General features: G+C 42.2%; 14 protein-coding genes. 13 read left to right on the top strand and 1 reads right to left on the bottom strand.

Annotated elements, in window-relative coordinates; all coding sequences use genetic code 11:
- Positions 1-105: 105 nt before the first annotated feature.
- From tkt to PCY71_RS07765, 7 genes are all read left to right on the top strand, one after another.
- The gene (gene tkt, locus PCY71_RS07795) at positions 106-2,082 is read left to right on the top strand and encodes a transketolase (RefSeq protein ID WP_002908667.1); all 1,977 of its coding nucleotides are present in this window, start codon (positions 106-108) and stop codon (positions 2,080-2,082) included.
- A gap of 177 nt (positions 2,083-2,259) precedes the next feature.
- Positions 2,260-2,595 carry a preprotein translocase subunit YajC gene (yajC, locus tag PCY71_RS07790; protein ID WP_004192420.1) on the top strand — a complete coding sequence of 112 codons (336 nt, stop codon included), beginning with the start codon at positions 2,260-2,262 and terminating at the stop codon, positions 2,593-2,595.
- A gap of 230 nt (positions 2,596-2,825) precedes the next feature.
- A complete protein-coding gene (locus tag PCY71_RS07785) occupies positions 2,826-3,575 on the top strand; it encodes an isoprenyl transferase (RefSeq protein ID WP_002905404.1) in 750 nt (249 codons plus the stop codon).
- Positions 3,576-3,593: 18 nt separating this feature from the next.
- Positions 3,594-4,397, top strand: coding sequence for a phosphatidate cytidylyltransferase (locus tag PCY71_RS07780; RefSeq protein WP_002905403.1), 804 nt, complete (start codon positions 3,594-3,596; stop codon positions 4,395-4,397).
- 226 nt (positions 4,398-4,623) lie between these two features.
- Positions 4,624-5,880 (top strand): RIP metalloprotease RseP, encoded by a 1,257-nt coding sequence (gene rseP, locus PCY71_RS07775; RefSeq protein ID WP_002908668.1) that lies wholly within the window; start codon positions 4,624-4,626, stop codon positions 5,878-5,880.
- 65 nt (positions 5,881-5,945) lie between these two features.
- Complete coding sequence (locus PCY71_RS07770; protein ID WP_048773932.1) at positions 5,946-7,796, top strand: proline--tRNA ligase; 1,851 nt, start codon at positions 5,946-5,948, stop codon at positions 7,794-7,796.
- Between the two features lie 90 nt (positions 7,797-7,886).
- Positions 7,887-8,267, top strand: a complete 381-nt coding sequence (locus PCY71_RS07765; protein WP_032912374.1) for a PH domain-containing protein — start codon at positions 7,887-7,889, stop codon at positions 8,265-8,267.
- A gap of 83 nt (positions 8,268-8,350) precedes the next feature.
- On the opposite strand, the gene PCY71_RS07760 is transcribed toward PCY71_RS07765, so the two are convergent.
- Positions 8,351-8,899 (bottom strand): lipoprotein, encoded by a 549-nt coding sequence (locus PCY71_RS07760; protein ID WP_048773934.1) that lies wholly within the window; start codon positions 8,897-8,899, stop codon positions 8,351-8,353.
- Between the two features lie 166 nt (positions 8,900-9,065).
- On the opposite strand from PCY71_RS07760, the gene PCY71_RS07755 reads away from it, so the two are divergent.
- The 6 genes from PCY71_RS07755 (at position 9,066) to PCY71_RS07730 (ending at position 19,904) form a co-directional block, all read left to right on the top strand.
- Positions 9,066-13,454, top strand: a complete 4,389-nt coding sequence (locus tag PCY71_RS07755) for a PolC-type DNA polymerase III (protein ID WP_048773937.1) — start codon at positions 9,066-9,068, stop codon at positions 13,452-13,454.
- 75 nt (positions 13,455-13,529) lie between these two features.
- The gene (locus PCY71_RS07750) at positions 13,530-15,440 is read left to right on the top strand and encodes an AAA family ATPase (RefSeq protein WP_048773939.1); all 1,911 of its coding nucleotides are present in this window, start codon (positions 13,530-13,532) and stop codon (positions 15,438-15,440) included.
- A 37-nt stretch (positions 15,441-15,477) separates the two neighbouring features.
- A complete protein-coding gene (locus PCY71_RS07745; RefSeq protein ID WP_301412499.1) occupies positions 15,478-16,425 on the top strand; it encodes a YafY family protein in 948 nt (315 codons plus the stop codon).
- An 86-nt stretch (positions 16,426-16,511) separates the two neighbouring features.
- Positions 16,512-16,634 (top strand): hypothetical protein, encoded by a 123-nt coding sequence (locus PCY71_RS07740; protein ID WP_002893824.1) that lies wholly within the window; start codon positions 16,512-16,514, stop codon positions 16,632-16,634.
- A 40-nt stretch (positions 16,635-16,674) separates the two neighbouring features.
- Entirely contained in the window at positions 16,675-18,021 is a 1,347-nt protein-coding gene (locus tag PCY71_RS07735; protein WP_301412498.1) for a DUF262 domain-containing protein, read from the top strand.
- Entirely contained in the window at positions 18,015-19,904 is a 1,890-nt protein-coding gene (locus PCY71_RS07730) for a DUF262 domain-containing protein (protein ID WP_048773947.1), read from the top strand. Before PCY71_RS07735 ends, PCY71_RS07730 begins: the two co-directional genes overlap by 7 nt.
- Positions 19,905-19,934 lie beyond the last annotated feature (30 nt).

The raw sequence follows: 19,934 nt of genomic DNA, 5'->3' as shown, positions 1-19,934 counted from the left end.
ATAATTTTCTTATAATAGATATGAGACAATTTTTATCGTTTCTACGACCATTGTTTATCCTGTTCTGATGTCAGAACAGATTTTAGTAAAAATAAGGAGAATCTAATGTCACAATTATCAGTTAATGCCATTCGCTTTTTAGGGATTGACGCGATTGAAAAGTCTAAGTCAGGTCACCCTGGCGTAGTCATGGGCGCTGCGCCGATGGCCTATGACTTGTTTACTAAACAACTTCGTATCAATCCAGAAGAGCCAAACTGGATTAACCGCGATCGCTTCGTCCTGTCTGCAGGACATGGTTCTATGCTGCTTTATGCCTTGCTTCATCTGTCTGGCTTTAAAGATGTCAGCATGGACGAAATCAAAAACTTCCGCCAATGGGGTTCTAAGACACCAGGTCACCCAGAGTTTGGCCACACAGCTGGTGTTGATGCTACTACTGGCCCACTGGGACAGGGGATTTCTACAGCTACTGGATTTGCTCAGGCAGAGCGTTTCTTGGCTGCTAAGTATAATCGTGAAGGCTATCCAATTTTTGACCACTATACTTATGTCATCTGTGGTGATGGTGATTTGATGGAGGGGGTTTCAGCTGAAGCTGCTTCTTATGCTGGTCTGCAAAAGCTGGACAAGCTGGTTGTTCTCTATGATTCAAATGATATCAACCTAGATGGAGAGACTAAGGATTCCTTTACAGAAGATGTTCGTGCCCGCTATGAAGCCTACGGTTGGCATACTGCTTTGGTGGAAGACGGAACAGACCTTGCAGCGATTGATGCAGCCATCAATGAAGCTAAGGCTTCCGGCAAACCATCTTTGATTGAAGTTAAGACGGTTATCGGTTATGGTTCTCCAAACAAGCAAGGAACGAATGCAGTGCACGGTGCGCCTCTGGGAGCAGAAGAAGCGGAAGCTACTCGTAAAGCCTTGGGCTGGGACTATGCGCCATTTGAGATTCCTGAGGAAGTCTATGCTGACTACCGTACAAATGTAGCAGAGCGTGGTGCCGCAGCATACGATGCTTGGAAACAGCTAGTAGAGGACTACAAGCAAGCCCATCCAGAATTGGCAGCAGAAGTAGCAGCTATCATTGCTGGTCAGGATCCAGTAGAAATCAAACCAGAAGACTTCCCAGTGCTTGAAAATGGCTTCTCTCAAGCGACCCGTAATTCCAGTCAGGATGCCCTCAATGCAGCAGCTAAGGTCCTTCCAACTTTCCTTGGCGGTTCTGCTGACTTGGCTCATTCTAATATGACCTACATCAAGGAAGACGGCCTGCAGGATGATGCCCACCGTCTCAACCGCAACATCCAGTTTGGTGTGCGCGAGTTTGCTATGGGAACAATTCTTAACGGTATGGCGCTTCATGGTGGTCTTCGTGTTTACGGTGGTACATTCTTCGTATTCTCAGACTATGTTAAGGCAGCTGTCCGTTTGTCTGCCCTTCAAGGCTTGCCAGTGACTTATGTCTTCACGCATGACTCTATTGCAGTAGGTGAAGACGGTCCGACTCACGAACCGATTGAGCATTTGGCTGGTCTGCGTGCCATTCCAAACCTGACTGTTTTCCGTCCAGCAGACGCACGTGAAACTCAGGCAGCTTGGTACTTGGCCCTTAAGAGCCAATCCACTCCGACTGCTCTGGTCTTGACCCGTCAAAATCTGACAGTCGAAGAAGGCACAAACTTTGACAAGGTAGCTAAAGGTGCTTATGTGGTCTACGAAACAGGGGCAGATTTCGATACCATCTTGCTGGCTTCTGGTTCTGAGGTTAATTTGGCTGTTGCAGCTGCTAAAGCACTTGCAGCAGAAGGCGCTAAAATTCGTGTGGTCAGCGTGCCATCAACAGAGCTTTTTGATGCTCAAGATGCAGTCTACAAAGAAGAAATTCTGCCTAATGCAGTTCGTCGTCGCGTAGCGATCGAGATGGCAGCTAGCCAGCCTTGGTACAAGTATATCGGTCTAGACGGTGCAGTTATCGGAATCGATCAATTCGGTGCATCTGCTCCGGCAGGCAAGGTTCTGGAAGAATATGGCTTTACAGTTGAGCATGTAGCAGAAGTTGTTAAAAATCTTAAATAAAAAGACATAAAATCAGGGTATTAGTCATCCTGATTTTTACTTTTTAAAAAATGTGGTTAGGCCAGTCATGCTTCATCCGACTTGAGACGGACTTTGCCTGAAAAGTCAGAATCGTCTTGTAAAAATAAGGGAAATCTGCTATAGTAGTTCATATATGACATTCGAAGGAGAAAAGATATGAATCCAATTATGCTTATTGTATTTGCGGTTGTACTGGTAGGGATGACTTATTTCCAGATGCGTGCCCAAAAGAAACAGGCTCAGCAGCGTATGGAAAGTCTTAACAAGCTGCAAAAGGGTTATGAAGTCATTACCATCGGCGGTTTATACGGAACAGTAGATGAAGTGGACACAGACAAGAAAACAGTTGTTCTGGATGTGGACGGTGTTTACCTGACCTTTGAACTGACAGCTATTAAAACTGTACTGCCATTGACTGAGGGCATTCCTGCTGCTGCTGGCGGTGAAGGAAGCGTTGACCTTCCCGAGGAAGAATCAGCGATTGAAGAGTAAAGAAATAAACAGCTTGCGGGCTGTTTTTTTGTTTTGACTCATGTGGCTAGGAGGTGTTTGATTGCAAGCTTATCTGCCTTGCGGTTTGGACAGGCTGGGTGAGTTTGGATTCTCTGGTTGACATTCTGTCCTTATTTTATAGCCTCAGGCTTGAAAAAGCGGATGAATTGCCCACATTCCAAGGATTTATGATATAATGAACTGACAAAACTTTAAATAGGATAAAAAGTATGTTTAGTTTTAAGAAAAAAGAAAAGCTGAACGCACCGCTGAATGTTCCCAAACACATTGCTGTCATTATGGACGGTAATGGCCGCTGGGCCAAAAAAAGGATGCAGCCTCGCGTGTTCGGTCATAAGGCTGGCATGGAAACCTTGCAAAAGGTGACGATTGCTGCCAAGGAAATGGGTGTTCAGGTCTTGACTGTCTATGCCTTTTCAACGGAAAATTGGTCTCGGCCGGAAAAGGAAGTTTCCTTTATCATGAATCTGCCGGTTGAATTTTACGACCGCTATGTGCCGGAGCTGCACAAGAACAATGTAAAAATCCAGATGATTGGTGATACGGCTAAGCTTCCTGAGGCGACATTTGAAGCTTTGGAAAAGGCTGAAAGCCTGACCAAGCTCAATACAGGTTTGATTCTCAATTTTGCTCTAAACTACGGTGGTCGATATGAGATTAATCAGGCGGTTAAACTGATTGCTCAGGATGTTTTGGATGCCAAACTTAGTCCCGGTGACATTACTGAGGAAGTCATTGGCAACTACCTCTATACCAGCAATTTGCCCAAGATGCTGCGCGATCCGGATCTGGTGATTCGGACCAGTGGGGAACTGCGCCTCAGCAATTTTCTGCCTTGGCAGTCAGCCTACAGTGAGCTGTATTTTACGGATATTCTCTGGCCTGACTTTGATGAGAAGGCTTTGAAGGCTGCAATTGCAGAATACAGCCGTCGGAATAGACGCTTTGGCGGTGTTTAAGGGAGAAAGTAAAAGAGTATGAGTAAAAATTTACAAAAACGTTTAATCTTTGGAGGAATCGCTCTTGCTATTTTTATTCCTCTGGTATTGACAGGAGGCGTCATCTTTCAGATTTTTGTGGGACTACTGGCCATGCTGGCGGTGCATGAATTTCTCCAAATGAAAGGTCTGCCGACAGCGACCATCGAGGGCGTCTTGGCCATGCTGGCAGCCTTTGTCCTAACCCTGCCCTTGGAGAACTATCTGAAGTTTCTGCCAGTGGATGGTAATGTCGTGGCCTATGGCTTGGTCGTCTTCCTTCTGTTGATTTCAACTGTCCTAGGTTCCAACTACACTTTTGAGGATGCGGCCTATCCGATTGCAGCTAGTTTTTATGTTGGTCTTGGTTTTAATGCCTTGATTGATGCCCGCTTGATGAATATTGACAAGGTCCTGCTAGCTCTCTTTATCGTCTGGGCTACTGACAGCGGAGCTTATCTGGTCGGGGTGCGTTTCGGTAAAAGAAAGCTGGCGCCGAGAGTTTCTCCTAATAAGACTATTGAAGGAAGCCTGGGCGGCATTCTATCAGCCGTTCTAGTGACTGGAATCTTTATGTTGGTTCGACCGCAAGTAGCGACTCCTTATAATGCCTTTGTCTTTTTGATTCTGGCAGTGCTATTTAGTATTGCAGGCCAGCTGGGTGATTTGGTCGAAAGCTCAGTCAAGCGTCATTTCGGGGTCAAGGATTCTGGTAAATTCATTCCTGGCCACGGCGGTGTCTTGGATCGTTTTGACAGCCTTCTCTTCGTCTTTCCGCTGATGCATTTCTTCGGCTTGTTCTAAGACAGTCGAGCATAGCTGAAAGCAAGGGACGGTACGTTTGTCCAAAGACCGCGCAATCTGAGAAGGAACTAGGAATTAGAGCTCAAAATTTTGAATTGAGCTTCTAACCTATTTTCAGGAGTGTCAGCTATGCAGGGGCGGGAAGCTCGGTATTTGGCCGTTTTCTGCTCCTTCTTTGATTTAAAGAAAAAATAAGATTTCTAGGAAAGGTAAAATATAGAAGTCCATGCAGTTTATAACCTTTATTATTATTTTTGGGATCATTGTAGTGGTCCATGAGTTCGGACACTTCTACTTTGCGAAGAAGTCCGGCATTTTGGTCAGAGAGTTCGCTATCGGTATGGGACCCAAGATTTTCTCCCATATTGGCAAGGACGGGACGGCCTATACGATTCGGATTTTACCCTTGGGGGGCTATGTGCGCATGGCCGGCTGGGGGGAAGACTCCACTGACATTAAGGTGGGCACACCGGCTAGTCTGAGCTTGGATGCAGAGGGCAAGGTGGTTCGCATCAATCTCTCTGGCAAAAAGGTTGACCAGACAGCTCTGCCCATGAATGTGACCGGCTTTGACTTTGAGGAAAAGCTGGAGATCACAGGTCTGGTCCTTGACGAGCTCAAGACTTATGCAGTAGATCATGATGCAACGATTGTTGAAGAAGACGGCACTGAGGTGCGGATTGCACCGCTGGATGTTCAGTATCAGAATGCTAGTATCTGGGGCCGCCTCATCACCAACTTTGCTGGCCCTATGAATAACTTCATCCTGAGCGTGCTGGTATTTATGCTGCTGGCCTTTGTTCAGGGTGGCGTTCGTGATGAGAACAGCAATCATTTCCAAGTCATGGATGGTAGTGCTATAGCAGCTGCCGGAGTTCAAAATAACGACCAAATCCTTAAGATTAATGACTATGAGATTAACAATTGGGCGGATCTGACTAGTGCTCTGGCGAAAATCACAGGCAAGAGCAAGGAAGCGCCGACCTTGTCAGTTACCTATAAGCACGGCAGTGAAACGAAAGAGATTACCGTACAGCCTAAAAAAGACGGCAATCGTTATCTGCTAGGGGTATCCCCAACAGTCAAGACAGGCTTCTGGGACAAGGTGATTGGCGGCTTTACTGCAGCTTGGTCTACCACAGTTCGCATTTTGTCAGCTCTGAAAGATATCGTCTTCAACTTCAATATCAATAAGCTGGGCGGTCCGGTCGCTATTTACAATTTCAGCAGTCAGGCTGCAGAGCAAGGCTTGCCAGCAGTCCTTAGCCTTTTGGCCATGCTGTCGCTCAATATCGGTATTTTCAACCTGATTCCTATTCCGGCCTTGGACGGCGGAAAAATCGTCCTCAATATTCTGGAGGCTATCCGCAGAAAACCGCTGAGAAGAGAAACGGAGACCTATATCACTCTGTCTGGAGTGGCTATTATGGTCATCCTGATGATTGCCGTGACCTGGAACGATATCATGAAATTATTCTTCTAAGAAACTAAAGTTCTTAGAACTATGAAAAAGAAATTATTCAATGAAAGTCAAGGAGTTTTGTTTTTATGAAACAAAGTAAAATGTTAATTCCAACCCTGCGTGAGATGCCTAGCGATGCTCAAGTTATCAGCCACGCTCTTATGTTACGAGCTGGCTATGTCCGTCAGGTTTCAGCTGGAGTCTATTCTTATCTGCCGCTGGCCAATCGCGTGATTGAAAAAGCAAAAAAAATCATGCGGGAAGAGTTTGACAAGATTGGTGCAGTGGAGATGCTGGCGCCTGCCCTGCTCAGTGCAGACCTCTGGCGTGAGTCTGGCCGTTATGAGACCTACGGTGAAGACCTCTATAAGCTGAAAAATCGGGAGAAATCCGACTTTATCCTAGGGCCAACCCATGAGGAAACCTTTACAGCTATCGTCCGTGATTCGGTTAAATCCTATAAACAGCTGCCACTTAATCTCTATCAGATTCAGCCTAAATACCGCGATGAAAAGCGTCCTCGTAACGGGCTCTTGCGGACGCGTGAGTTTATCATGAAAGATGCCTACAGTTTCCATGCTAACTATGACAGCTTGGATGTAGCTTATGATGAATACAAGTCTGCCTATGAGAAAATCTTTACCCGCAGCGAGCTGGATTTCAAAGCCATTATCGGTGATGGTGGTGCTATGGGGGGCAAGGACAGCCAAGAATTCATGGCCATTACGCCAGACCGGACGGATGTGAACCGCTGGGTGGTTTTGGACAAGTCTGTAGCCAGCTTTGATGAGATTCCTGAGGATGTTCAGGAGGCTATTCGGACAGAATTGACCAGCTGGATGGTATCTGGTGAGGATACCATTGCCTACTCCAGTGAGTCCAGCTATGCTGCCAACCTTGAAATGGCGACGGATGAATACAAGCCTGCAGGACGTGTTGTGACTGAGGAAGAAGTAGCCCGTGTCTCAACGCCTGACTGCAAGACCATTGACGAAGTTGCTGCCTTCCTTGGGCTGGATGAAAGCCAGACAATCAAGACCTTGGTTTACATGGCTGACGAGTCTCCTGTCGTAGCACTTTTGGTCGGCAATGACCAGCTTAATGAAGTCAAGCTGAAAAATCATTTGGCAGCGGATTTCTTTGATGTGGCGAGTGAAGATCAAGTCCGTCAGCTCTTGGGAGCAGGTTTTGGCTCACTAGGGCCAGTCAATCTGCCAGAAGGCGTGAGAATCATTGCTGACCGTAAGGTGCAAGACCTAGCTAACGCTGTGGTTGGTGCTAACGAAGATGGTTACCACTTGACCGGTGTCAATCCAGGCCGTGACTTTACCGCTGAGTATGTGGATATCCGTGAGGTTCGTGAAGGTGAAATTTCTCCGGACGGCCAAGGTGTCCTCAAGTTTGCTCGCGGGATTGAGATTGGGCACATCTTTAAGTTGGGAACTCGCTACTCTGACAGCATGAACGCTAATGTTTTGGACGAAAATGGTCGAGCAGTACCAATGATTATGGGTTGCTACGGTATCGGCGTCAGCCGTCTCCTGTCCGCTGTTATGGAGCAGCATGCCCGTCTCTTTGTCAATAAAACTCCTAAGGGCGAATTCCGCTATGCTTGGGGAATCAACTTCCCGAAAGAGCTGGCACCATTTGATGTGCACTTGATTCCGGTCAATGTCAAGGACGAGGAAGCCTTGACTCTAACAGACCAAATCGAGGCTAACTTGCTAAGTGCTGGTTATGAGGTCTTGGTGGATGATCGCAATGAGCGTGCTGGTGTTAAGTTCAGTGACAGCGATTTGATTGGTCTCCCAATCCGTGTGACAGTTGGTAAGAAAGCTGCAGAAGGCATTGTCGAAGTCAAGATTAAGGCTAGTGGCGATACCATTGAAGTCCACGCTGATAATTTGCTAGAAACCTTGTCAATTTTGACAAAATAAAATAAACTGCCAGTTTTATCTGGCAGTTTTCTTTTGCTTATTGGAGGTGAAAATGCTATAGTAGGAAAAAATAGATTGGAGGACCGATTGATGGGATTATTCGGCGGTTTATTAGGCAATGCCTCTCAGAAAGATATTGAAAAAACAGAAAGACAATTAGAGGATATTCTGACATCAACAGAGAATGTAGAACTGGCTTTTAGCCTCATTCGTGACTTGATTGTCTTTACAGATAAGCGTTTAATCTTGGTCGACAAGCAGGGAATGACTGGCAAAAAGACTTCTTATAAGTCTTTTCCTTATCGCTCTATCAGTCGCTTCTCAGTAGAAACAGCTGGGCATTTCGACTTAGATGCTGAGCTGAAAATCTGGGTTTCCAGCGCTCAAGAGCCAGCAGAAGTCCTGCAATTTACCAGCGACCGCAGTGTCATCGCTATCCAAAAAGCCTTAGCGGAAGCGGTTTTAAGATAGCATATTGCCCCTTTAGGATTTAAAAATAAACAGAAAAGCCTTCTGAGCATTAACTATAAAGTTAAATCACTCAGAATGCTTTTTTATTCTTCTGTCAAACCTTGCTCTCTCATAAAGTTAAAGACCTCTTCGGGTTTATCTTGGAGTTTATTAAAGACAGTTTGTTCGCTATCAGAACCACCTGTGGACTGAATCAGCTGTTCTTGATCTATTTTGCTGAGGTCAAAGTCAAAAATTGCTGAAGCTATTTTCTTGTCTTCGGAAATCTCAACGTGAATTTCAAGCCCCTTTAACTTTTCCTTGTTTTCTATCATAGAATTTTTCTGAGCATATTCGCTATAGAATTTTGTTAATTCTTCGACGCTCATCTTTTGATTTTCTTCAGAGATAGTTTGGCTAGCGATGAGTTGAAAAGATACAATCTTTTCTTTTGTATAGAAAAACTTGATTGAATTGGTATAATGCTCATCGATTTTTTTAGAAAAAGTTTTCGTCTTCACCTTTTCTTCTTTGACTTTACTTTGGCTCTGGCTCTGATTTTGCTTGGGCTTGTTTTCTTGCTTATGCTGATTAGGCATACTGCAGGCAGTCAGGGTCAGCAGACAAGCGCTGGCTAATAGAATTTTCTTCACAATTAAGACTCCTTTTGATAAATGTTTTTTCTATTATATCATAACTTAGCACCAAGAAGAATGTCTTGATAATTGTATTGGAACTCGCGCTTTGCCCTACTCTTTTTCTGTCGAAAAAAGTGCTGATTTATGGTAAAATAGGGTCACTACTGTACGAGGAAATATCATGTCAAACAAGTTTGAAATTTTAATGCATCAGCTGGATATGCCCCTTGAAATGAGAAATTCAGAGGCCTTTTTGAATGCAGAAATCGAGAAGGTTCTGGTCCACAAGGTCAGTCGGGTCTGGGAGTTTCATTTTTCTTTTGCGAATATTCTGCCCATTGAGATTTTTCGGGAATTGCAGAAGCGCCTAGCTCAAGAGTTTTCTAAGACGGGCAATCAGGCTATTTTTGAAATTCACTGTCAGGCTCCCCAGGTGTCGGACGAGCTCTTGCAGGCTTATTACCAGCTGGCCTTTGAGGAAGGTCCATGTGCCAGTCATGGCTTTAAAAGCCTGTATCAGGATTTGCGGGTTCATTTGGATGGGGACAAGCTGCTGATTGAGGGGGCTTCGACCATTGATACGGAGCATTTTCGCAAGAATCACCTGCTCAATCTCAGCCAGCAGCTAGTCAAGTACGGCTTTCCTCAGCTGACCTGTCAGGTTCAGCACAGCGATGAGCTGACCCAGCAGCAAGCGGAGAATTTCCAGGCTGAGAATGACAAGATTGTTCAGGCGGCTAATGAAGAAGCGCTCAAAGCTATGGAATCCCTGCAGCAGATGGCGCCACCGCCAGAGGAAAAGCCAGCCTATGACTTCCAAGCTCGCAAGGCTGCGGCTAAACCAAAGCTAGACAAGGCAGAGATTACCCCTATGATTGAAGTTCAGACTGAGGAAAACCGTCTGGTCTTTGAGGGAATGGTCTTTGACCTGGAGCAGAAGGTCACTCGAACCGGCCGAGTTTTGCTCAATTTCAAGATGACAGACTACACTTCCAGTTTCTCCTTGCAGAAATGGATGAAAAACGAAGAAGAAGCCAAGAAGTTTGACATGATTAAGAAAGGCGCCTGGCTGCGCGTGCGGGGAAATGTGGAGATGAACAATTTCACCCGCGACCTGACGATGAATGTGCAGGATGTGCAGGCCGTCACCCACTATGAGCGCAAGGATCTAATGCCTGAGGGGCAGAAGCGGGTTGAGTTTCACGCCCATACCAATATGTCTACTATGGATGCCCTGCCTGAGGTGGAGGAAATCGTGGCAACGGCCGCCAAGTGGGGCCACAAGGCTGTCGCCATTACCGACCATGGCAATGTGCAGAGCTTTCCCCATGGCTACAAGGCTGCTAAGAAAGCTGGTATTCAGCTGATTTACGGTATGGAGGCTAATATTGTAGAAGACCGTGTGCCCATCGTCTACAATGAAGTGGACATGGAGCTGAGCGATGCGACCTATGTGGTCTTTGACGTGGAAACAACAGGGCTTTCGGCGGTCTATAACGATTTGATTCAGGTCGCTGCCAGCAAGATGCACAAGGGCAATATCATCGCTGAGTTTGATGAGTTTATCAATCCTGGGCATCCTCTGTCGGCCTTTACGACGGATCTGACTGGGATTACTGATGAGCATGTCCGCAATGCCAAGCCACTTGAGCAAGTGCTGAAAGAATTTCAGGAATTTTGCCAGGACAGCGTCCTCGTTGCCCATAATGCCACCTTTGACGTGGGCTTTATGAATGTCAACTATGAGCGTCACGGCCTGCCGAAAATCACCCAGCCAGTTATTGACACGCTGGAATTTGCCCGCAACCTCTATCCAGAGTACAAGCGTCATGGTCTGGGGCCTTTAACCAAGCGTTTCCAGATTGCTCTGGAGCACCACCATATGGCCAACTATGACGCGGAAGCGACAGGCCGTCTCCTCTTTATCTTTATCAAGGATGTGGCTGAAAAGCATGGTGTGACCAATCTCAAGGATTTGAATACGGATTTGGTCGATGAGAATTCTTACAAGAAGGCTCGGGTCAAGCATGCGACCATTTATGTGAAAAATCAGACGGGACTCAAGAATATTTTTAAGTTAGTCAGTCTGTCCAATACTAAATATTTTGAAGGTGTCCCTCGGATTCCACGGACCGTGCTGGATGCCCATCGAGAAGGCCTGATTCTGGGCTCAGCCTGTTCAGAAGGCGAAGTCTATGATGCTGTTGTCTCTCAGGGGGTGGATGCGGCTGTCGAAGTAGCCAAGTATTATGACTTTATCGAGGTTATGCCGCCGGCTATCTATGAGCCACTGATTGCCAAGGAGCAAATCAAGGACCAGGAAGAACTGCAGACCATTATTCGCAATCTGATTGAGGTCGGCGATCGCTTGGGCAAGCCTGTCCTTGCGACGGGGAACGTTCACTATATCGAACCGGAAGAAGAGATTTACCGTGAGATTATCGTCCGGAGTCTCGGTCAGGGAGCCATGATTAACCGGACCATTGGCCATGGTGAAAATGCCCAGCCGGCTCCGCTTCCTAAGGCTCACTTCCGGACCACCAATGAGATGCTAGACGAATTTGCCTTTCTAGGCGAGGATTTGGCTAAGAAGTTAGTCATCACCAATCCGAATCAGCTGGCAGAGACCTTTGAGCCAGTCGAGGTTGTCAAGGGGGACCTCTATACACCTTTCATTGACAAGGCTGAGGAGACAGTTGCTGAGCTGACCTATCAAAAGGCCTTTGAAATTTATGGCAATCCGCTGCCAGATATCGTAGACTTGCGAATTGAAAAAGAGCTGACCTCTATCTTGGGGAATGGTTTTGCCGTGATTTATCTGGCTTCGCAGATGCTGGTGCAGCGCTCCAATGAGCGGGGCTATCTGGTAGGCTCGCGGGGGTCAGTCGGATCCAGCTTTGTCGCGACCATGATTGGGATTACCGAGGTTAATCCCTTGTCACCCCACTATGTCTGTGGCAAATGCCAATACAGCGAGTTCATCACGGATGGATCTTATGGTTCTGGCTTTGATATGCCGGATAAGGACTGTCCAGAGTGCGGCCGCAAGCTGAGCAAGAACGGTCAGGATATTCCATTTGAGACCTTCCTTGGATTTGACGGGGACAAGGTACCCGATATTGACTTGAACTTCTCTGGAGAGGATCAGCCAAGCGCCCATTTGGACGTGCGGGATATCTTTGGTTCAGAATACGCCTTTCGGGCTGGGACCGTTGGTACCGTTGCGGCTAAGACGGCCTATGGATTTGTCAAGGGCTACGAGCGCGACTACGGGAAGTTCTACCGGGATGCAGAAGTTGAGCGTCTGGCACAGGGAGCTGCAGGAGTCAAGCGGACGACTGGACAACACCCGGGAGGAATCGTTGTTATCCCTAACTACATGGATGTTTATGACTTTACACCGGTCCAATATCCAGCCGATGATGTGACAGCCGAGTGGCAGACCACCCACTTCAACTTCCACGATATCGATGAAAATGTCCTCAAGCTAGACGTTCTGGGACACGATGATCCGACCATGATTCGGAAGCTTCAGGACTTGTCTGGAATTGATCCTAATGATATTCCTATGGATGATGCCGGTGTCATGGCCCTCTTTTCTGGAACAGATATCCTGGGTGTGACTCAGGAGCAAATCGGTACGCCGACTGGTATGCTGGGGATTCCGGAGTTTGGGACCAATTTTGTACGGGGCATGGTTGATGAGACCCATCCGACAACTTTTGCCGAGCTCTTACAGCTATCTGGTCTCTCTCATGGTACGGACGTTTGGCTGGGCAATGCTCAAGACTTGATCAAGCAAGGGATTGCTGACCTGTCCACCGTTATCGGCTGTCGGGATGATATCATGGTTTACCTCATGCACAAGGGCTTGGATCCTAAGATGGCCTTTACGATTATGGAGCGCGTGCGGAAGGGCCTTTGGCTGAAAATTTCTGAAGAAGAGCGCAATGGCTATATCGCAGCCATGAAGGAAAACAATGTGCCAGAGTGGTACATCGAGTCCTGTGGAAAGATCAAGTACATGTTCCCCAAGGCCCATGCGGCAGCCTACGTTATGATGGCCCTGCGGGTGGCCTACTTCAAGGTGCATCATCCGATTTATTACTACTGTGCTTATTTCTCCATCCGAGCCAAGGCCTTTGATATCAAGACCATGAGTGGTGGTCTTGATGCCGTCAAGCGCCGGATGAACGAAATCGCTGAGAAGCGTAAGAACAACGAAGCCTCCAATGTAGAAATTGACCTTTATACGACTCTAGAAATCGTCAATGAAATGCTGGAGCGGAGCTTCAAATTCGGAAAGTTAGATCTCTACAAGAGCCATGCAACTGAGTTTCTCATCGAAGGAGATACCCTTATTCCACCATTCTCCGCTATGGACGGTCTGGGTGACAACGTTGCCCGCCAAGTAGTCAGAGCGCGCGAAGAAGGCGAATTTCTCTCTAAGACAGAACTCCGCAAACGCGGCGGCCTCTCTAGCACCCTAGTCGAAAAAATGGACGACATGGGTATTCTAGGAAATATGCCCGAGGATAACCAGTTGAGTTTGTTTGATGAGTTTTTCTAAAATAATTCAAAAAAAGTTAAAAGATGGACAAAATTTGTCCATCTTTTTTGCTATATTTATTTTAGTAAATAGTAGATGGGGGAAGAAATGTTTTTTTATCAAATAGAATTTAGCAAAATGAATAAAAATATTAAAGAAGCAGATGAGGATTTTATCAAAGATAATCAATGGTTTTATTGTTTCAAAAGCCAGACATGTCTTTACGTTGTCGGAGTAACAGAATATACCAAAGAGGATTTGTTTGATAAGCTAAAAACTTTGGGGTTTAATGAAGAAGAACACACTGATTTTAAAGTTAAATCTATCAGTAAAAGAGAATATTTAAAGGAGGTGGGGAACAAGTATTCAGTTCAAATAGGTCAGCTTTTTCTTTATTCAGATGAAAGAGAGCTTTCAAATTCTGATGGCTTTGCTATTACTGATTTAGAATGCGATAACTTAAATATTGTAGGTTTAAATGAATTTAAAGAGTATGTTTTAAAACTAAAAATGTTTTTAAATAATCAAAAGGAAAGAAGGCAGAAAAAAGAAAAGGTCCTTGTTGAAAATCAGTTTTTAATTTTCAAAGGTTCTTTAGGAACTGGTAAAAAATTTGCTATCAAATATTTGATGAGGTTGTTAAATGTCAAGTGTAAGACTATTTTGAAAGATGGGTTTTCAGTTAATTTTGAGTCAGAACAGCGTTTAGTGATAATAAAGGACTATTCAACTATGCAACCTAGAAAAAAAGAGGAATTAAAAAATAATATTGTGGAAGCAACGGGGGGAAGAATATATATTTTTTTGGCGGAGTCATATAGTATAGCTTATGAAATATCTCAAGAATTTCTTCCTCTATTTCATGTTGTTTATGAATTAAATTTTCCTCCCTACTCATATAACGAACTTGTTAATATTATAAAGTTTCGCTTAGGGGATTATGGTTTTCATTTAGAAGAGGATCTAATAAAACTGCTTTCAAATCACAATTGTCTTACAAATAGTTACGATAGTTGTTATTTTGCTCAAAAGATTATTGAATATAATGTAATAGAAAGTAATTTGAGTAATGGAAAACAAACTGTTTCCTTGCCGTCGGAGCTGTTTTGTATGAAAGGTTGCAACAATCCATTAGGCACAAATTCTGATACTTTGAAGGAGCTAGACCGTTTGGTTGGTTTATCTACTGTTAAAAGTCTGATTCATAGAATTCTAGATTACTTCTCTATATCGCAAAGAAGATTTGAAATAAATTCTTCGCCCGTTCGGCCTTCTATGCACTTTATGTTTTCTGGAGCATCTGGTACTGGAAAAACAATTGTTGCTAGATTGTTGGCAAAAATTTTTTATGAACATGGAATTATTAAATCAAACGTTTTGATTGAAGTAGGTCGCTCAGATTTAATTGGTGAATATGTTGGCCAAACAGCTCCAAAGGTTAAAAGATTATTTGATAATGCCAAAGGCGGTATTTTATTTATTGATGAGGCCTATAGTCTAATTCCACAAGGAGAGCGTGATTTTGCTAATGAAGCTATTCCTACAATTATTCAGGAAATGGAAAATAATAGAAATGATGTTATTGTGATTTTCGCTGGTTATACAGAAATGATGGAGGAGTTTTTAAACACCAATCCAGGTTTAGCTTCTAGAATTAGTAGAAACATTTATTTTAATAATTATAACAAGTATGAACTGTATGACATTCTGACTCTAATGGCTAATCAACAAGGTTATCTAATAGATAAAAAATGCAAAGCTATCCTCTTGACCCATTTTGAAAAGTGCCTTTGCTCAGAAAGTTTTGGTAATGCTCGTTATGTCAGAAAACTCTTTGAGCTAGTTTTATATATTCAAGCGGAGCGACTGATAAAAAAAGAGAGAGTATCAGCTCTAAATGGTGAAGACATAAGCTATTTGTCTTGCAGAGATTTTGAAAAAGCAATACTCGATTTAGAGAAAAAAGAAAACAACTCAAAAATAATAGGATTTAGGGCAGGCATATAGAATATTCATGTTATAATATAGGGAAAGAGGAGGTTTTATGAACGATCAAGAACGTATTTTATCCATTTTGTTACGTTTGCAAGCAGGAGCTCGTCTATCAAAAAATCAATTAAGTGATGAATTCGGAGTTAGCGCCAAAACGATTCAGAGAGATTTCGCTTTATTAGGTGATTTTATAATGACTCAGCCCATGATAGCAGCTGAGTTGGCATACGATTCAAAACATCATACAAGATATTTAAAAGGAAAATCACTCTTTAATAAAAAAGATATTTTAATAATTTCTAAGATTTTATTAGAAAATAGAGCCTTAAATAAAGTAGAAAATGAGGACTTGTTAAAAAGCTTGTTGGGGCTTGTTTCAAAAGAGGAACAAAAAGAGATAGAAATGATTATCAACAGCGAAAGATTGAACTATGCTCCGATTACAGATGAGCAAAATCGTATTCAAAAGATTTGGGAATGGTCAGAGATGATTCGCAAGGAGAAGGTGCTAGAAATTGTCTACAAGAGTCCATATCAAGATAAAAAAGAACATCTAATTTATCCAGTTTCTCTGTATTATGATATTCATTATTTTTATATTGTTGCTTACAATCTTAAGAATGAGCATTACATGACCTTGCGTTTGGACAGAATCCAGACTTGGAAGTCCTCAAAGGAATCTAAACCTCGCATTTCTTATGGCAAAAAATTCAGGGATGGTGATATTCGTAATCAGCGGGTAGACGCTTTTTTAGGAAGAAAGATCACAATTGAATTGGAATTCCGTTATAATCCAACTATTGTTTTAGACCAATTTCCTAATGCACAGGGCTTATCAGCTGACGAAGGATGGACACGTTTTAAGTTTGAGAGCCAATATACACCTGGTCTTAAGCGTTGGCTGCTCAGTCAAGGAGAAGCCGTTAAAATTTTGTCGCCACAGTCTTTAGTTGGTGATATTCGGAAGACGATGAAAGAAATTTTAGGCTACTATCAATAAATATTTTTCATATTTGAACTTGAGTGGACATAAAATGTCCACCGAAAGGTGTAGAATTTATATATTAAGAAATAAAGGAGACAAAAATGATTGAATGGATTGTAGTTGATAGGTTTGGTAATCAAATCGCAGGACCATTTTTTGATAAAATAGCAGCAGAAAACGTTGCAAAAGCAATTCCTAATGCTACTATTATTCCAAAGCATTAATGGACCAAAGATTCTATGCTGATAAGATTTTTAGGAGATAATGATGAATGCCAATGAAAAAGAAATAGGGTTTGAAAGTAAAAAAGTATCAGAAATATTGAAATGGGATAGTCTAACAATACCAAGTTATCAAAGACCTTATAAATGGAACAGAAAGCATATCCGTAATCTTTTTTATGATTTACGAGATGCTATGGAGAAAAAGGAATATCAAGTTGGCTCTGTTATTTTGCATGAGAATGACGGGCACTTAGATATTGAAAGACACTTAGATATTGTAGATGGCCAGCAACGATTGGTTTCCATTTCGTTATTTCTTTATGCTTTAAATAGATATGATGAATTTAAAGGAGCAAAAAACTTACTTGAAGCTGGCTTTGGAGAACTATCTTGCTATAATGCTTACGAAAATTTTAATGAATGGAAGAATTTAATCCAACTTGTAGGCGAGAAAGAAGCTGAACAGGTGTGTAGTTTTCTACTTGAAAATTGTTCTGTCTCGGTGATTACTATGCCACAGGAACGATTATCAGAGGCTTTTCAATTATTTGATTCACAAAATAATCGTGGAAAATCTCTAGAACCTCACGATTTACTCAAAGCTTATCATCTTCGTAAGCAAGATTCAGAAGATGAAAAGATTGTTGAAAAGTGGGAACAGTTTGTGGAAGACAAAGATTTAAGCCTCAAAGAGTTATTTGATAAACATCTTTTTCGTATGAGACGTTGGTCTCGGGGAGAGACAGGACTAACAAACAAGCGTTATGGTTCTTATCTGCGTTTTACAGAGGATTTTATCGATGATTTTAAAGGTGTTGATTTAAATCAGAACTTTCCATACCTGGAATTGTATCGCCACATTGAAAATCTTCCTATGTCAATTACCATGCCTATTATTGATGGAAGTAAATTTTTTGAATATATCGAATCTGCCCATCATACTATTAAAGATTATAAAGTTTTTTTAAATGAAAAGTTAGGATTTTCTGATGAGCTTGAGGCGGAAGAAAAAAATTTGACTTACCCAGAAGGTATGTTAAAAATTTACAATAGCTCAAAGGGACGCTATCTCAAGTGCCACAATATGTTCCTAAATATTTGTTTGCTTTTTGCAGAGAGATTTGGAAAAGAAGAGCTATCAAAGGAAATAGTAGAGACTTTGTTTATTTGGTCTTATTACCCCCGTGTTAAATCTCGAGCGATATATGATGCAACTGTTGGAAACTATGCTGCTGGTGGAAGATTCAGACAAAAAGAGGTTCAAAAACTATTCCAACTTTTAGCCCATGCTGTAACTCCAAATGATTTCATGGTCAAGATAGATCGAGAATTATTTGAAAATTATACTGTGGAGCAGATTATAGAGGAGGAAAAAGAGAAATGGTAGAAACACATATAAGCTTATCAGTTAATCATTTGTTAAATAAAGATAGCTATGCTATTCCTCTTTACCAGAGAAATTTTGCCTGGACTTATGATGAAATAGAGCAATTATTGAACGATGTAGCAGATGCTTTTCAAGAACAAAGAGAAAATTACTATATTGGAACATTAGTCGTTAATGAGGAAAATGGTCTTTTCAAAATCATAGATGGGCAGCAGCGGACAACAGCCCTTAATTTGATTGCCTTAGCTTTGAAACATGAGTTTGGTTTTGATAGATTGAGAGCTGTTAATCTTATTTTCCCAGCTAGGAAGAAGTCAAATGAGAATATTCAAAAGTTATTCACCAAGCAAAAAATTTCTGAGGATGATGAAAATGAACTGACTAGAGGTTACCGACACGCTCAAGACGCATTGAAGAAAGTGCTAGAGGAGCGACAATTTGACTCTCAATCTTTCTTTGAATATCTATTTGATAATGTCATTATTTTTCGTAGTATTCTTCCTAATGATTTAGATTTGAATCTCTATTTCGAACGCTTCAACTCTCGAGGAGAGCAACTAGAGGCCCATGAAATTCTTAAAGCACAAATGATGGCTAAGTTTGGTGAAGATCAAGAAATGGCGCAAAAATTTGCAAGAATTTGGGATGCCTGCGCAGAATTTGATAAGCCTGTTGCTACTCAGTTTAAAATGAGAAGAAAAAGGAAAGATGATTTTCAAGAACGAGAAAAGATTTTTGGTTGGCATTTTTCAAATTATGAATTTAAAAATCTTTATGATAACATTGATACTACCTTAAATGAAAAGAAGACACTAATAGAAGCATTAAATCACAAGGTAATTGAAAATAGAAAATTTGCGGAAAGAGAATTTGGGGATTACAGTACAGTAGTTGATTTTCCGACCTTTTTACTTTGTGCATTTGCGCTCAAAAATGGGCAAACAGTTGGTGGTGTTCAGTTAGATGATAAAAAAATGTTATCATTGTTTGATGTAAAGAACCGTGATAAAAAATGGATAATTGATTTTAGTAAACTTCTTCTTACAATGAAGCATATTTTTGATAACTACATCGTTAGAAATTCAAATACGGATTCTTCAAGTAGAAATAAGGATGAATGGTTTTTACATAAGGGTACTTATTATGAATATCAACCAAATGGAAAATCGAAGGAGCACTATATAGTTGAAGAACGCTTTACTAATAATACGTTTTCAGATTCGGAGATTAACAAAAACATTATTCTCCTCCAATCCATGTTTGCTGTCACCTTCACCGCTAATCGTGATAGTCGTTGGTTATATGAGATCTTACAATTTCTCTACAAGCATATGGAAGAGTTAAATCAAGCAGAATTTGCTGTTCAGTTTAAGGAGTTTCTTGAAAAAATGGCAGTGAGATATGCAGAAGAGAGATTATTTACTGAGGATAGAAGTATAAAGAAATACGGGGATATTCCTGTTTATGCGTTTAACTTTGTGGATTATGTTTTATGGAAAAATCGTTCTGATTTAAAAGAAAAATATTCGAGTGTTGAATTTAAAGATTTCAAATTTGCCTATCGCCGCTCCATAGAGCATTGGTTCCCTCAGAATCCAAATGGGCATGATGGAAAAAGCCAATTACCTGCTGAGTTTTTACATTCCTTTGGCAATCTTTGTATCATTACCGATAGCCAGAATTCCAAGTTTGGTAATTCCTATCCGGAAGCTAAATTAAAACAATGGGAAAAAGAAGGTATATTCTATCGTCAGAGTTTAAAATTACAGATGATGGCAGAAATAACAAAACAAAAGGATTCTGGCTGGGAAGCGGATCAGATAAAAGGACTGGAAAAAGAGATTTTACCTATGGTTAACCAATTTATAGAAAGTAAAAAGTAAGTTATCAGATTTAGCGTAAATAGAGAATTT

Source organism: Streptococcus sp. SN3, assembly GCF_030439905.1.
This window is presented reverse-complemented; position numbering and strand designations above follow the sequence as displayed.

Bases quoted from the DNA above. Each gene is read 5' to 3' on its own strand.
- tkt (WP_002908667.1), top strand. From the start codon at position 106: ATGTCACAATTATCAGTTAATGCCATTCGCTTTTTAGGGATTGACGCG.
- PCY71_RS07785 (WP_002905404.1), top strand. From the start codon at position 2,826: ATGTTTAGTTTTAAGAAAAAAGAAAAGCTGAACGCACCGCTGAATGTT.
- PCY71_RS07770 (WP_048773932.1), top strand. From the start codon at position 5,946: ATGAAACAAAGTAAAATGTTAATTCCAACCCTGCGTGAGATGCCTAGC.
- PCY71_RS07740 (WP_002893824.1), top strand. From the start codon at position 16,512: ATGATTGAATGGATTGTAGTTGATAGGTTTGGTAATCAAATCGCAGGA.
- PCY71_RS07745 (WP_301412499.1), top strand. From the start codon at position 15,478: ATGAACGATCAAGAACGTATTTTATCCATTTTGTTACGTTTGCAAGCA.
- PCY71_RS07780 (WP_002905403.1), top strand. From the start codon at position 3,594: ATGAGTAAAAATTTACAAAAACGTTTAATCTTTGGAGGAATCGCTCTT.
- PCY71_RS07755 (WP_048773937.1), top strand. From the start codon at position 9,066: ATGTCAAACAAGTTTGAAATTTTAATGCATCAGCTGGATATGCCCCTT.
- PCY71_RS07730 (WP_048773947.1), top strand. From the start codon at position 18,015: ATGGTAGAAACACATATAAGCTTATCAGTTAATCATTTGTTAAATAAA.
- yajC (WP_004192420.1), top strand. From the start codon at position 2,260: ATGAATCCAATTATGCTTATTGTATTTGCGGTTGTACTGGTAGGGATG.
- rseP (WP_002908668.1), top strand. From the start codon at position 4,624: ATGCAGTTTATAACCTTTATTATTATTTTTGGGATCATTGTAGTGGTC.
- PCY71_RS07750 (WP_048773939.1), top strand. From the start codon at position 13,530: ATGGGGGAAGAAATGTTTTTTTATCAAATAGAATTTAGCAAAATGAAT.
- PCY71_RS07735 (WP_301412498.1), top strand. From the start codon at position 16,675: ATGATGAATGCCAATGAAAAAGAAATAGGGTTTGAAAGTAAAAAAGTA.
- PCY71_RS07765 (WP_032912374.1), top strand. From the start codon at position 7,887: ATGGGATTATTCGGCGGTTTATTAGGCAATGCCTCTCAGAAAGATATT.